This is a genomic window from Pseudomonas sp. MG-9 (assembly GCF_018729515.1).
GTDB classification, from domain to species: Bacteria; Pseudomonadota; Gammaproteobacteria; order Pseudomonadales; family Pseudomonadaceae; genus Aquipseudomonas; species Aquipseudomonas serboccidentalis.
Window position 1 is genome coordinate 133,506 of sequence record NZ_JAHHZH010000007.1, and the last position, 14,708, is coordinate 148,213.

The 14,708-nt window shown below is 57.9% G+C and carries 13 protein-coding genes; 5 read left to right on the plus strand and 8 right to left on the minus strand.

The features are described 5' to 3' along the window. Window positions 1–92 precede the first annotated feature (92 nt). The 4 genes from kdpC to kdpF all read right to left on the minus strand — a co-directional run bounded on the left by kdpC (window position 93) and on the right by kdpF (window position 4,707). Window positions 93–638, minus strand: coding sequence for a potassium-transporting ATPase subunit KdpC (gene kdpC / locus KKQ10_RS19220; RefSeq protein WP_215501996.1), 546 nt, complete (start codon window positions 636–638; stop codon window positions 93–95). Window positions 639–846: 208 nt separating this feature from the next. After that, window positions 847–2,910, minus strand: coding sequence for a potassium-transporting ATPase subunit KdpB (gene kdpB / locus KKQ10_RS19225; protein ID WP_414892887.1), 2,064 nt, complete (start codon window positions 2,908–2,910; stop codon window positions 847–849). A 4-nt stretch (window positions 2,911–2,914) separates the two neighbouring features. After that, window positions 2,915–4,609 (minus strand): potassium-transporting ATPase subunit KdpA, encoded by a 1,695-nt coding sequence (gene kdpA / locus KKQ10_RS19230; RefSeq protein WP_215501998.1) that lies wholly within the window; start codon window positions 4,607–4,609, stop codon window positions 2,915–2,917. 8 nt (window positions 4,610–4,617) lie between these two features. Continuing rightward, window positions 4,618–4,707 (minus strand): K(+)-transporting ATPase subunit F, encoded by a 90-nt coding sequence (gene kdpF, locus KKQ10_RS19235; RefSeq protein ID WP_007963673.1) that lies wholly within the window; start codon window positions 4,705–4,707, stop codon window positions 4,618–4,620. A gap of 383 nt (window positions 4,708–5,090) precedes the next feature. Between kdpF and eat the strand changes: the two genes are divergently transcribed. From eat to KKQ10_RS19250, 3 genes are all read left to right on the plus strand, one after another. After that, entirely contained in the window at window positions 5,091–6,455 is a 1,365-nt protein-coding gene (eat, locus tag KKQ10_RS19240) for an ethanolamine permease (protein WP_127648792.1), read from the plus strand. A 220-nt stretch (window positions 6,456–6,675) separates the two neighbouring features. Continuing rightward, on the plus strand, window positions 6,676–6,843 hold the full coding sequence (locus KKQ10_RS19245; RefSeq protein WP_003226857.1) for a DUF2897 family protein: 168 nt from the start codon (window positions 6,676–6,678) through the stop codon (window positions 6,841–6,843). A gap of 171 nt (window positions 6,844–7,014) precedes the next feature. Beyond that, a complete protein-coding gene (locus KKQ10_RS19250) occupies window positions 7,015–7,572 on the plus strand; it encodes a TetR/AcrR family transcriptional regulator (RefSeq protein WP_215501999.1) in 558 nt (185 codons plus the stop codon). On the opposite strand, the gene fabF is transcribed toward KKQ10_RS19250, so the two are convergent. The 4 genes from fabF to KKQ10_RS19270 all read right to left on the minus strand — a co-directional run bounded on the left by fabF (window position 7,569) and on the right by KKQ10_RS19270 (window position 12,313). Further along, window positions 7,569–8,843, minus strand: a complete 1,275-nt coding sequence (gene fabF / locus KKQ10_RS19255) for a beta-ketoacyl-ACP synthase II (protein ID WP_215502000.1) — start codon at window positions 8,841–8,843, stop codon at window positions 7,569–7,571. The genes KKQ10_RS19250 and fabF overlap by 4 nt on opposite strands. 17 nt (window positions 8,844–8,860) lie before the next feature. Beyond that, window positions 8,861–9,658, minus strand: coding sequence for an SDR family NAD(P)-dependent oxidoreductase (locus KKQ10_RS19260; RefSeq protein ID WP_215502001.1), 798 nt, complete (start codon window positions 9,656–9,658; stop codon window positions 8,861–8,863). 212 nt (window positions 9,659–9,870) lie between these two features. Then, a complete protein-coding gene (locus KKQ10_RS19265) occupies window positions 9,871–10,206 on the minus strand; it encodes a ComEA family DNA-binding protein (RefSeq protein ID WP_215502002.1) in 336 nt (111 codons plus the stop codon). Window positions 10,207–10,318: 112 nt separating this feature from the next. Then, window positions 10,319–12,313 carry a polysaccharide biosynthesis protein gene (locus tag KKQ10_RS19270; RefSeq protein ID WP_425518788.1) on the minus strand — a complete coding sequence of 665 codons (1,995 nt, stop codon included), beginning with the start codon at window positions 12,311–12,313 and terminating at the stop codon, window positions 10,319–10,321. Between the two features lie 369 nt (window positions 12,314–12,682). Here KKQ10_RS19270 and cysC point away from each other — a divergent pair, with 369 nt between their 5' ends. Continuing rightward, window positions 12,683–13,276, plus strand: a complete 594-nt coding sequence (cysC, locus tag KKQ10_RS19275; protein WP_215502004.1) for an adenylyl-sulfate kinase — start codon at window positions 12,683–12,685, stop codon at window positions 13,274–13,276. Continuing rightward, entirely contained in the window at window positions 13,273–14,652 is a 1,380-nt protein-coding gene (locus KKQ10_RS19280) for an FAD/NAD(P)-binding protein (protein ID WP_215502005.1), read from the plus strand. The genes cysC and KKQ10_RS19280 overlap by 4 nt, the downstream gene beginning before the upstream one ends. Window positions 14,653–14,708: the final 56 nt, after the last annotated feature.

Below are 14,708 nucleotides of genomic sequence, written 5' to 3' on the forward strand. Positions count from 1 at the left end.
AAATGAGGGTGAAGCGTTACAAGATCGCAGCCTGCGCCAGCGCCTGCTGGCCGATCCAGTGTAGGCGTTGCCGCAGGCTGCGATCTTTTGCTCTACAGCTTTTCCAGCGCCATGTTCAGCTCCAGCACATTCACCACCGGCGGTCCCACCAACGGCTGTTCGATGTGCGCATCGAGCAGTTGCTGCAAGGTCGACACCGGCAGGTTACGGGCTGCCGCGACACGCGCCAGTTGATAGGCAATTGCCGCCGGTGGCAAGTGCGGGTCCAGGCCACTGCCGGAGGTGGTCAGCAACGCCAATGGTACCGGCCCCTGGCCTGGCACCTGCAACTTGTTGGCGTCGTCGATCACGCGTGTGGCCAGCGCCGGATTGCTCGGCGCCAGGTTGCTGGCGCTGCTGGAAACAGTCGCAAAGGCGCCCGCCGAAGGACGCGGATGGAACCACGCATCACCGACGAAATCCTGGGCGATCAGCGACGAACCACGCACCTTGCCGTCGGCATCGCGCACCAGGCTGCCGTTGGCTTGCTCAGGGAAGGCGACCTGCGCGACACCGGTCACCACCAGTGGATAGGCCACGCCGGTGATCAGGGTCATCAGCACCAACAGGCTCAGGGCCGGACGTATCATTGTGGACATTGCAAAATCCTCGAATTCAGAAAAACGACTCAGGGCTTAATGCCATTCAAACTGTGGCGAGGGGGCTTGCCCCCGTTAGGCTGCGAAGCAGCCCCAATACCTGAAGTCCTCATTGATTCAGGCGGACCGCGCTCACCGGGTTGACGACTGCTTCGCAGTCGAACGGGGGCAAGCCCCCTCGCCACAATGGCGCGACCAACTCAAATCGTTACACCAGATGCAGCGCCGTCAGCAGCATGTCGATCGCCTTGATCCCCACGAACGGCACCAGAATTCCGCCCAGTCCATAGATCAGCAGGTTGCGGCGCAGCAACGCCGCAGCGCTCGCCGCCTGCACCCGCACGCCACGCAGTGCCAGCGGGATCAGCACCACGATGATCAGGGCGTTGAAGACGATGGCCGAGAGGATCGCGCTCTGCGGACTGGTCAGGTGCATGATGTTCAGCACGCCCAGTTGCGGGTAGATCGCAGCGAACAGTGCCGGCAGAATCGCGAAGTATTTGGCGATGTCGTTGGCGATGGAAAAGGTCGTCAGCGCGCCACGGGTTACCAGCAACTCCTTGCCGACCTGCACCACGTCCAGCAGCTTGGTCGGGTCGCTGTCGAGGTCGACCATGTTCGCCGCTTCGCGTGCCGCCTGGGTGCCGTCGTTCATCGCCATGCCGACGTCAGCCTGGGCCAGCGCCGGGGCGTCGTTGGCGCCGTCACCGCACATGGCGACCAGACGACCGTCGTTCTGTTCGTGACGGATACGCGCCAGTTTTTTCTCCGGGGTGGCTTCGGCGAGCACGTCATCGACGCCCGCTTCAGCAGCGATGGCCGCAGCAGTCAACGGGTTGTCGCCGGTGACCATCACCGTACGAATCCCCAGCTTGCGCAGCTCGGCAAAACGCTCGCGAATGCCTGGCTTGACCACGTCCTTGAGGTGGATCGCGCCGAGCAGTTTGCCGTCGGCACAGACCAGCAACGGAGTACCGCCGCTCTGGGCGATCTTGTCGATTTCCCGCGACAGTGCCGACGGCAGCTCGGCACGTTGTTGACCGAGGAAGGCCAGCAGCGAATCCACTGCGCCCTTGCGGTAAACACGGCCCTGATAGTCGACACCGGACAAGCGGGTTTCAGCGCTGAATGGCACGGCGGTCAGAGTGTCCAGCGCCGGCTCAGGCTGCGGGTGCAGACCGCGCAGGTATTCGACGATGGATTTGCCTTCAGCGGTTTCGTCGGCCAAGGATGCGAACAACGCGCCTTCGGCCAGTTCACGACCATTCACACCCGGAGCTGCATACACCGCGCTGCAACGACGGTTGCCGAAGGTGATGGTGCCGGTCTTGTCCAGCAGCAACACGTGCACGTCACCGGCCGCCTCTACGGCACGGCCAGACTTGGCGATGACGTTCAGACGCACCAGACGATCCATCCCGGCGATACCAATGGCCGAGAGCAGACCGCCAATGGTGGTCGGAATCAGCGTCACCAGCAGCGCCACCAGGAACACCAGAGGCAAGCTGCCGTTGGCGAAATGAGCGAACGGTTGCAGGGTCACCACCACCAGCAGGAAGATCAGGGTCAGACCGATCAGCAGAATGTCCAGGGCAACTTCGTTCGGGGTCTTCTGGCGTTTGGCGCCTTCGACCAGCGCGATCATGCGGTCGAGGGTCGATTCACCGGGGTTGGCGGTGATCTTCACCAGCAGCCAGTCAGACACCAGGCGCGTGTTGCCGGTGACCGCCGAACGATCACCGCCAGACTCGCGAATCACCGGTGCCGATTCGCCAGTGATCGCCGCTTCGTTGACCGCCGCGATACCTTCAATGACCTCGCCGTCACCGGGGATCATCTCCCCGGCTTCGACGCGCACCACATCACCTTTGCGCAGATTCGCAGCGGGCACTACCTGGAAGCTGCCATTGGCCATTTTGCGCCGCGCGCTGAGGCCTTCGCTGCCCGCCTTGAGGCTGTCGGCGCGGGCCTTGCCACGACCTTCGGCCAGGGCCTCGGCGAAGTTGGCGAACAGCACGGTGAACCACAGCCACAGGGCAATCTGCGCGGCGACGAAGGTCGGCACGACGTTGTCCGGGATGAAGCACAGCACGGTGGTGAAGATCGCGGTCAGTTCGACCACCAGCATCACGGGCGAGCGCACCAACTGACGCGGGTCGAGCTTGACGAAGGCTTGCACCAGCGCTGGCCGCCACAGGGCCGAGATCGCGGTTTTCGCTTGCTCCGGCGCCTTGGCGGCGGCGGGTTTGATTGCGGGCATATTCATCATCAGCTCCTTAGAAGCCCATGCTCAGGTGTTCGGCGATTGGGCCGAGCGCCAGGGTTGGCAGGAAGGTCAGGCCGCCCACCAGCAAAATGGTCACGGTCAACAGGGTCACGAACAGCGGGCCGTGGGTCGGGAAGCTGTTCTGGCCGATCGGTGCGGTTTTCTTCATCGCCAGACTGCCAGCCAATGCCAGCACCGGCAGGATGTAACCGAAGCGACCGATCAACATGCCCAGACCCAGCATCAGGTTGTGGAACGGCGTGTTGGCGCTCAGGCCACCGAACGCCGAACCATTGTTGGCACTGGCCGAGGTGTAGGCGTACAGCAACTGGCTGAAACCGTGCGGGCCGGGGTTGCTGATGGTCGCCGCCGGACCTGGCAGGACAGCCGCGATCGCGCCAAGTACCAGCACGCCCACTGGCATCACCAACAGCGTGACCACCAGCAATTGCACCTCCCGCGCCTGCAGTTTCTTGCCGAGGTATTCCGGGGTGCGGCCAATCATCAGGCCGGCGAGGAACACCGCGATCAGCACGTTGAGCAACATGCCGTAGAGGCCGGCCCCGACGCCGCCGAAGATCACTTCGCCGACCATCATGTTGACCAGCGCGACCATGCCGCTGAGCGGGTTGAGGCTGTCGTGCATGCCGTTGACCGAACCGTTCGACGCCGCCGTGGTGGTCACCGACCACAGCACCGTGGCGGTGGTGCCGAAGCGTGCTTCCTTGCCTTCCAGCGGTGCGGTCTGTTCGACGGCAACGTTGTTCAGCGCCGGGTTAGGCTGATATTCGGCCCACAGCGAAGTCGCGCCACCAATCAGGAACAGCGCGAGCATGCAGGCGATAATCGCGCGGCTCTGACGCAGATCCTTGACGTAGTGGCCGAAGGTGAACACCAGCGCCACCGGGATCAGAATGATCGAAGACACCTCGAACAGGTTGCTCCACGCCGTCGGGTTCTCGAACGGATGCGCCGAGTTGACACCGAAGAAGCCACCGCCGTTGGTGCCCAGTTGCTTGATCGCAATCTGGCTGGCCGCCGGGCCGAGCGGGATCACTTGATCAACGCCCTGCATCGTCAGCGCATTCACGTATTGCGCGAAGGTCTGTGGCACGCCCTGCCACACCAGGTACAGCGCCAGCAGCAAGCATAGTGGCAGCAAGCCGTAGAGGGTGGCGCGAGTCATGTCGACCCAGAAGTTGCCCAGGGTCTTGGCCGATTTACGGCCGATGCCACGGCACAGCGCAACCAGCACGGCCAGGCCGGTGGCGGCGCTGACAAAGTTCTGCACGGTGAGGCCGACCATCTGGCTCAGGTAGCTGAGGGTCGCTTCACCGCTGTAGGACTGCCAGTTGGTGTTGGTCATGAAACTGACCGCGGTGTTGAACGCCTGGGTCCATTCCTGGCCCGGCAGGTTTTGCGGGTTCAGCGGCAGGTGATCCTGGAACAACAGGATCGTGAACAGCAGCAGGAAACCGGCGAGGTTGAACGCCAGCAAGGCCAGCGTGTATTTCTGCCAGCTCTGTTCAGCCTGCGGATCGACCCCAGCAATGCGATAGCAGCCGCGCTCGACCGGGCCGAGAATCGGCGTCAGCCAGGTGCGCTGGCCTTCCATCACTTTGTAGTAGAAGCGCCCGAGGAACGGCGCCGGCAGCAAGACCACCGCAAAAAACGCGAGGATCAGCCAATAGTCATAACTGTGCATAGCCGCTCCTAGTTCCGATCCGCGCGCAACAGCGCAACCAACAGATAAATGAACAGCCCGGCTGCCAACAGCAGGGACACCCCGTCCAGAACGCTCATGGAAGATCTCCGTGTTACGGCGTATTGCCGCGTGTGGAGGCATTGTCGGAAAGGAGGCTGTAAAGGAACGAGACCGAGGGGTGCAGCGGGGCATAAAGAAAGCGTAAAGAGTGGGTTTATGCTGGCGTTACAGCAGGATTTAGCGGCGACGCGAGCAGGCTCGCTCCTACAGTTGGAATGCATTCAACTGTAGGAGTGAGCCTGCTCGCGATAGCGCCATAACTGGCGACAACGCACCCAACTGGCGCACAAAAAGCAGCTATCCCACCCCGAACATCCCCGATACGACAGCATTCAACTCATTACGACTTGTTTCTCGGTAGTGGCACGTCCACTGCAAACGCCTTCCCCCGAGCTTTCCAAACCGTTCAGGGAGCATGCGCATGAACACACAACTCAAACCCACGCTGGGCACCTTGCACCTGTGGGGTATCGCCGTCGGGCTGGTGATTTCCGGTGAGTATTTCGGCTGGAGTTACGGCTGGGGCGTGGCCGGCACGCTGGGTTTCCTGGTGACCTCATTCATGGTTGCCACCATGTACACCTGCTTCATCTTCAGCTTCACCGAACTGACCACTGCGATTCCCCATGCAGGCGGGCCATTTGCCTACAGTCGGCGGGCGTTCGGCGAAAAAGGTGGGTTGATCGCCGGGCTGGCGACGCTGATCGAATTCGTCTTTGCACCGCCGGCAATCGCGCTGGCGATTGGCGCCTATCTGAATGTGCAGTTTCCGGCGCTCGATCCGAAACACGCCGCGGTCGGTGCGTACATCGTGTTCATGACCCTGAACATCCTCGGGGTGAAACTGGCTGCAACGTTCGAACTGATTGTCTGCGTACTGGCGGTGATCGAATTGCTGGTGTTCATGGGCGTGGTCGCGCCGGCGTTCAGCTTCAGCAGTTTTGCCCTGAATGGCTGGGCCGGGTCAGACGTTTTCGGTGCGCCGGCGATTGCCGGGATGTTCGCCGCGATTCCGTTCGCAATCTGGTTTTTCCTCGCCATCGAAGGCGCGGCGATGGCCGCCGAAGAGGCCAAGGACCCCAAGCGCACAATCCCCAAGGCCTACATCAGCGGCATTCTGACTCTGGTGCTGTTGGCCATGGGCGTGATGTTCTTTGCCGGCGGCGTCGGCGACTGGCGCACCCTGGCGAACATCAACGATCCCCTGCCGCAGGCGATGAAGACTGTGGTCGGTGACAACTCCGGCTGGCTGCACATGCTGGTGTGGATCGGCCTGTTCGGCCTGGTGGCGAGTTTCCACGGGATCATTCTCGGCTACTCGCGGCAGTTCTTCGCCCTGGCCCGCGCCGGTTACCTGCCGGCCTCGCTGGCGAAACTGTCGCGCTTCCAGACGCCGCACCGGGCGATCATCGCCGGCGGCATCATCGGCATTGCTGCGATCTACAGCGACGGCCTGATCAACCTCGGCGGCATGACTCTCACCGCCGCGATGATCACCATGGCCGTATTCGGCGCCATCGTGATGTACATCATGAGCATGCTCAGCCTGTTCAAACTGCGTAAGTCGGAGCCGAATCTTGAGCGTACTTTCCGTGCACCATGCTATCCGCTGGTGCCGATGATTGCGCTGGTGCTGGCCGTGGTGTGTCTGATCGCCATGGCCTGGTTCAACGCACTGATCGGGCTGATTTTCCTGGGCTTCATGGCGGTCGGCTTCGGCTACTTCCTGCTCACCGGGCAGTTGCGCGCCGACGCCCCGGCCGATGCGATGCTCACCGGTCTGTAATCCCCGCAGCCTTGTAGGAGCTGTCGAGTGAAACGAGGCTGCGATCTTCGATTTTTAAAGATCAAAAGATCGCAGCCTGCGGCTGCTCCTACAGGGATTTCGGGTACACCGGGTATAACCGGCCTAGAATGGAACCACTGCGAACTCACTTCGCTCAAAGTGGTATGCAGCGTCGCTGGCGAAATCCTCGTCCGTCGAACTGCCATTAAGGAGAGCCGTTATGCCCTGGTATGCCTGGTTGATTCTGGTCGTTGCAATCGGCTCGATCGTTGGCGGATTGATGATGCTGCGCGACACCGCCAACAAGGTCGAACTGACCGATGAAGAACGCAAGCGCGTTGCGCAGCGCAATGCCGAAGCGGATATCAAGGACGCGCAGGATCGCTGAACAGAAAACCCCGCCGGAACAGGCGGGGTTTGTTTTTAATGCACGGTTCGCAGCCGTTACTCGCACATAAGGATCATGTTGGACTCAACAGCACGTTTTTAAGAAGTAGAAGTACAGTCACCCTGTCATTTACCTTGGTTAAGATGGCGGTCTTGTTGCGGAGAGTTCCCCATGCGTTACTCGCAAGATCATAAAGCTCAGACCCATCAGCGCATCATCAAGGAAGCCTCGGCACGGTTTCGCAAGGACGGCATCGGTGGCACCGGCCTGCAACCCTTGATGAAGGCACTCGGGCTGACCCATGGCGGCTTTTACTCACACTTCAAATCCAAGGACGAACTGGTCGAAAAAGCCCTGCAAGCGGCCGGCGATCAAGTCGACGGCCTGTGCGCCGAAATCTTTGCCCAGGAAAACCCGCTGCACGCGTTTATCGACACCTACCTGTCCCAATGGCATCAGACCTCCCCGCACGAAGGCTGCCCGCTGCTGACCATCTCTTCAGAACTGGGCCTGCGCGGCCAGCCAAGCCCGACCAGTGATCAGGTACTCAACAACCGACTGGCTCAGATCGCAAACACTCTGCAAGGCGACAACCGCGCCGATCAGGCCATCGTCATCATGTCGACGCTGGTCGGCGCGCTGCTGCTGTCACGCAGTGTCGCCGACGCCGAGTGTGCCCAACACCTCCTCGACGTCACCCGCAATCACCTCAAGCAGTCACAGGACTAAGCCTGCCAACGCTTGAACAGCACGCTGGCGTTCACCCCGCCAAAGCCGAAACCGTTGGACAAGGCATATTCGATCGGCATTGAACGCGCCTGGCCATGGACAATATCTACACCCGCGCTCGCTGGATCCGGGTTTTCGAAATTGAGCGTCGGCGGCACGATCTGATCGCGAATGGCCAACAGGGTGAAGATCGCTTCCAGCCCACCCGCGGCCCCCAGCAAATGCCCCGTGGCCGACTTGGTCGACGTCACGGCGATCTTGTTCTCCGTGCCGAACAACGTCTTGATGGCGGCCAATTCGCCGAGATCACCGACCGGCGTGGAAGTCGCATGTGCATTGAGATGCTGCACCTGGTCCGGCGTGATACCACCCTGAGCCAACGCCAGTGCCATCGCCCGACGAGCACCGCTGCCATCTTCCGGCCCGGCAGTGAGGTGATACGCATCAGCAGTGGTGCCGTAACCGACCAGTTCGGCCAAGGGCTGCGCCCCCCGGGCCAGCGCATGCTCCAGTGACTCGATCACCAGCAGGCCGGCACCCTCGCCCATCACGAAACCATCGCGACCACTATCAAACGGTCGCGAAGCGCGCTCGGGGGTATCGTTGTAACCACTGGACAATGCTCGCGCCGCGGCAAAACCGGCCAGACTGACCCGATCGATGCAAGCTTCTGCCCCGCCGCAAACAGCGATATCCGCTTCACCGGCACGAATCATCCGTGCCGCATCGCCGATCGCTTGAACCCCGGCGGCGCAGGCGGTCACCGGTGCGCCCAACGGACCTTTCAACGCGTGCTGAATCGACACGTGTCCAGCCGCCAGATTGACCAGAAACGATGGAATGGTGAACGGCGACAGACGACGCGGGCCGCGACTGTCGGTGGTGCGTACCGCATCGGCTATCGCACCGAACCCGCCCACACCGGAGCCGATGATCGTCGCGGTGCGCTCCTGATCCCGCTCCTGGGACGGATGCCACCCGGCCTGCGCCAACGCCTGCCGCGCGGCCTCCATGGCGAACAGAATGAAGCGATCCATTTTCTTCTGCTCTTTGGGTGGCGTGGCAAGGTCCGGATCGAAACCGGCCTCGGCGTCCTCCGCCACGGTCGGCACGATACCGCCGACCCGGGTTGGCAGATCGGCGCTCACTGCGTCCGGCAAATTGCGCAGACCGGAGCGTCCGGCCAGCAAACGCTGCCAGACAATGTCGAGATCACTCCCCAAAGGGGAAACCAGACCCATACCCGTGACAACAATTCGACGCTGACTCATACCGCAGTTACCTCTGATCAATTTTTGTAACGTTGGGCCGCCGCGCTGCGCGACAGATTCGGTGCCATGACATGCCGTGCACGCACAAACGCCTGCCATTCGTTTTCGTCAGGCAGTGACGGGATGGTAATCAACTCGCCCTGATCCAGACCGGCCAGCGCCGCGTCGACCATTTCGCCGGCCTCCATCACCATCTCCGCCGGAATGCCGCTGGCGTCGATGCCGGAGCGCTCCCAGATTTCGGTGCGGGTAATGCCGGGCAATACCGCTTGTACCTTGACGCCGGTGCCTTCGAGCTCCGCATTCAGCGTTTGAGTAAGGCTCAGTACATAAGCCTTGCTGGCACTGTAGGCGGCATTGAAACGCTCCGGAAACAATGCGACCACGGAAGCGATGTTGATGATCGTGCCACGACCGGCCTTCGTGAAACTGGCGGCAGCCGCCGACGCCAGAAGGGTTACGGCGGTGACATTCAACTGGATCAGCCGCTCCAGTTGCTCGGCGTCGGAATTGGCCAGCAGACCATCGGCCCCCACTCCGGCGTTGTTCAGCAACAGGCTGATGCTCGAATCACTGCGCAGGCGCTGCTGGAGTTTCAGCAGATCATCCTTTTGTGTCAGATCGGCTTTGAGCACTTCAACCTGGACGCCATGGGCCTCGCGCAGCTGGCTTGCGGCGCTTTCCAGACGTTGCTGGTCACGGGCGACCAACAACAAATCAAAACCTCGCGCTGCCAACCGCTGCGCGTAAACGGCACCGATACCGGATGAAGCGCCGGTGACGAGGGCTGTACCTTGAGACTGAACCGAACTCATGAGGGCGCTCCTGAAACACATCGGGATATTGGCCTCCAACGCTCACTGACCTGGAGGCAACGGAAATTATTATAGGCATAATCCAAAGGTAATATGACACCCATAATTTTCAGCTTGCCGACAAACGCAACAAGGCTCCCTTCGCCTAATCTCTGGCACCCGAAAACAGAAAAGCCGGTCAATGACCGGCCCCTGAGTGTTGAATAATCAGCTTAGTTCACTTCCAGCTTCTCGCGATTGCGATCCAGGATCGCCTTGCCGATGCCCTTGACTTCCAGCAACTCATCCACCGAGGCAAATGGCCCATTAGCATCACGATACGCAACAATCGCTTTGGCCTTCGCCTCGCCTACTCCGGATAATTGCTTTTGCAGAGTCGCGGCATCGGCACCGTTCAGATCGACTTTTTCACTCGGAGACGTCGCCATAGCGTCGCTCACCATCGTTGCGCTCTCCGTATGAGGGACAACGGAAGGTGCCGCAATTACAGCAATTGAAGCACTGGTGAGCAGAGCAAAAACCAGAGAGTAGAAAAAACCGTTACGCATAAATGACGCTCCATGACATCGATTGAGAAAGCAGCTTTTCCAAAGCTGCTCTCCAAACTTAGGCCATGGTTGGCTGGTGTCAAAAATGCGTCTATTACAGGATGTGAAACAATCAGGGTTCGAGGCGGCGCTGCTGGTAGATCCAGTCGACGATATCGCCGTCAGGTGTGTAACCGCTGACGGTTTCGCGCAGGAGCTGGCGGACGCGGGCATAATCATCCTGCTCGACGGCAACCAGCAAATCCGTCAAACGAAGCTTGAGCAAGTCCCACGGCAAATGATCTTCGCTGGCACTCATGATCATCGGGTGCGGTGTGGCAGCCACGTTATCACCGATCAGCAACTCTTCGTACAGCTTCTCTCCCGGACGAAGCCCCGTAAAATCAATGGAGATGTCTCCTTGTGGATTACGCTCAGAACGAATGCTCAATCCCGACAGGTGAATCATTTTCTCCGCCAATTCGACGATTTTTACCGGCTCGCCCATGTCCAGGACAAATACATCCCCGCCCTGCCCCATCGAGCCTGCCTGGATGACCAGTTGCGCAGCCTCGGGAATGGTCATGAAATAGCGGGTGATCCGGGGATGAGTGACTGTCAGCGGGCCACCGGATTTGATCTGACTGTGAAACAACGGAATCACTGAGCCCGACGATCCTAGAACATTACCGAACCGAACCATGGTGAAGCGGGTTTTATTGACCCGGGAAACGTTGGCCTTGTCACCGAACATCACTGGGGCAACCTCCCGACTCAGCGCCTGGAGGATCAACTCGGCCAGACGTTTGGTGCTGCCCATGACATTCGTCGGCCGCACAGCCTTGTCTGTAGAAATCAGGACAAAATTCGAGACCCCGGACTGAAGCGCCGCCTGAGCGGTATTGAGGGTTCCGAATACGTTATTGAGGACACCCTCGGCAATGTTGTGCTCCACCATCGGCACATGCTTGTAAGCTGCCGCATGGTAGACGGTGTCAATTTTCCAGGTCTTCATCACATCGAGCAGCTTGTCCTGATGACGAATGGAGCCCAGGATCGGCAACAACCGCACAGAAACCGACTGCCGAGACCCACGCTGCTCCAACTCGGTCAAAATGCTGTAAAGGTTGAATTCGCTGTGCTCAAACAACAGTAGCGTCTTCGGTTCCAGTGAGAAAATCTGTCGGCACAACTCCGAACCGATTGAACCACCGGCACCGGTGACCATTACTGTTTTGCCTTTGATACAACGCTCCAGCAGGTCTGGCTGTGCTGGCACCGAATCTCGTCCAAGCAGATCGGCAATGTCCACTTCCTGAATATCTTCAACCTTTACTCGACCGCTAGCCAGATCCGTGAAATTGGGAACGCTGCGGATATGAAGGGGGAAGACTTCCAGCAGATTCAGAATCTCCCTGCGTCGAGCACGCGTCGAGGACGGGAGCGCGAGAAGGATTTCCTGCGCCCCGGTGGCGTCGATCATCTGCTGAATATGCTTGGGCTTGTAAACCTGCAGACCTGAAATTGAACGATCGGCAATGCTGGAGTCGTCATCTATGAACGCTACAGGGCGCATGGTTCGCCCCATGCGCAACGCGGCGACCAGTTGGTTACCCGCAACGCCGGCACCGTAGATAGCTACCTTCGTCAGACCGTCATCCCGGGACGTAAAGGGTACGTGTTGGGCCGCCGTGAACCAGTCCCCCATGAAGTACTGACGCATGCACAGGCGTAAACCACCGATGATGACAAGACTAAGCCACCAATAGTTGAAAACGATAGACCGGGGAACTACAGCCTCGTGGTTGCTATACCAATAAACCACCAGAGCCAGAAACAGAGAGGAAAGACTTACGGCCTTGATGATCGCGATGAGCGCATCGTTGCCGAAATATCGCATGACAGCACGGTACATGCCAAAACGGATAAAAAGCGGGATGGCGATGATCGGTGCGCAAGCGAAGAGCCAGAAATGAACTTTCAAGGGGTTGTACATGTCGTCTATGCCCAGACGAACGATGAACGCGAGCCAGAGCGCGCCCCACACAAGAACGACGTCGGTGGCAACCTGTATCAGGCGTTTCTTGCGCCGCGGCAACCCCAACAAAAAAGATCGAATTTTATCCATTAGCATAATGGCTTAGTGCCCACTCCTTTCACCAAGGTCAGCGTTTCACATTGTAACCGTCTACCAGGACTCTAGGTGAACTCAAATTGGTTGCCAGCCCACCACGACCGAAGACGCTCGCACCAATATTCCGCAACTCTGACAACTGAAATGTAACCTTTGATGCACAGAATGTCATATTTTGACAGGAATCAGGGCGTAAAAAAACGGAAATGAAATTGAGACACAGAGGGACATCAGCTACACTTGAGGTCATTCGAAATGCTATTCAGAATAAATGTAAGCTTTCTACAAAACATTAGTAATACATACTGTTTGATTATCAAATAAATCCGCCGCTTGTAACCAATTCGTTGTAAAAGAGATATCATGATCAGAAATCTTACCTCACCGCCTCAAGTGGTAACATCTGAAAATCGAACAGCCCTTAAAGGGCAGAGGCCTATCGTTATATGGCTGACAGGCTTGAGTGGTGCAGGCAAATCAACCATTGCCAACGCTTTGGAGCTGGCCCTATTAAACGCCGGACGACACACTTATCTTCTTGACGGAGATAACGTTAGGCTAGGTCTATGCAGTGATCTTGGATTTTCCGATCAAGACCGTGAAGAGAACATTCGAAGAATCTCGGAAGTTTCAAAACTATTTCTAGATGCCGGACTTATCGTAATAACTGCATTCATTTCACCCTTCCGGCGTGATAGAGACTTGGCCCGTAGCGTCATTGGCGATCAAAACTTCATTGAAGTCCATATCGATACACCTTTGACCGAGTGTGAGCGACGCGACCCGAAAGGCTTGTACGGAAAAGCAAGACAGGGACTGATCAAGAACTTCACTGGAATTGATTCAGCCTATGAAACTCCTCTTGCGCCCAAGATAAGAATCAACACACTTGAAGAGGACCTCGAAAATTCAGTTCAGCGCATTCTCGCTGTCCTTCAAGAAAACCTGGAAGCATGAACACATACGTCGTTGTTGGAGCAGGCTTCAGCGGAACCGTCGCTGCTATCGAATTTTTGAATCGAGTACAACACGAAGCTCAACTGCTCATCATCAACCGGTCTGGACTGATTGCTCGCGGGCTCGCTTATGGCACCAATAGTCCACTGCATCTTTTAAATGTACCAGCCGGCAATATGACAGCCCTTGCAGACGAGCCAGATTCCTTCCTGAAGTATTGCCTCGAGCGCAACATGGAAGTGACGGCAGGCTCGTTTGTTTCGCGGAAAGTGTATGGCGACTATCTCGAACACTTGCTCAATCGGGCGATTGAACGTTCGTCTCCTCGCGTCAAAACAACTCAGATCAGTGCCGAAGTTGTCAGCCTGACGCCTAACGGTCAAGGGGCCACCATTGAATTAGACTCGGGAGAGATATTCAAAGCTGATCAAGTCACGTTGGCTTTCGGACATTTCCCTCCCAGCAACCCATCGGGCCTCGGGTCCGTGAGCGAAACGCACTACTATCAGCAGGATCCCTGGGAGCAGCGAGCTGACTCAAAAATCCAGAAGGATGAGCCAATACTCTTGATCGGAGGCGGACTCACGGCAATAGATGTCATCAGCAACTTGATGAAGTCAAAGCATACCGGCAAAGTCTACATGCTTTCGCGACGTGGCTTATTACCCAAATCTCATCGTGTCGCGAGAGGTCAACATACGGATCACACGCACACGCGTAATCGCCTTCTTGAGTCAAAGCCATCAATACTTGGCTATCTGAAAATCATCCGAAATGCGATAAAAACCGGACTGAATGAACAGATTGACTGGCGAGATATCATCGCATCGATTCGCCCCGTGACAGCAGAGCTCTGGAGACGTCTTCCCGACACCGAACGTCGGCGATTCCTGCGCCATCTCCAAAGCTATTGGGACGTACATCGCCACAGGGTCGCGCCGGACACGTTCCAGATATTTGAAGATGCGCTGAATCGTGGCCAACTAATCCCACTGGCCGGACGCATTGTCTCGATGGATGTCGTGAACGGTTCTGTGACTGCAGTGATAAAGGAACGACGCAAGGCATCAAATCGATTACTGACAGTCAACCTGGTTGTGAACTGCACAGGTCCCACTTCCAACCCAGAAAAAACGAAAAGCCCGCTTATCAAAAAGCTATTGAAGAAGGGATTGGTCGTTTCGGACACCTTGGGATTGGGCGTTTGTGTAAATGAGCATTACTATCTGAAGAACACTCATGGGGAGCCTAATGACTGGCTAAGCTATGTCGGCCCTATGTTAAAAGCCGATCACTGGGAGCTTACTGCGGTTCCCGAATTGCGTGTGGCTGCACGTTCGGTAGCATTGAATGTATGTCAGAAGTTTGAAAGGTAGTGCACTGGCAATAGTGCCAGCGTAGAAAAACCAGAAAAAAAGGGTGATCAGTGGAT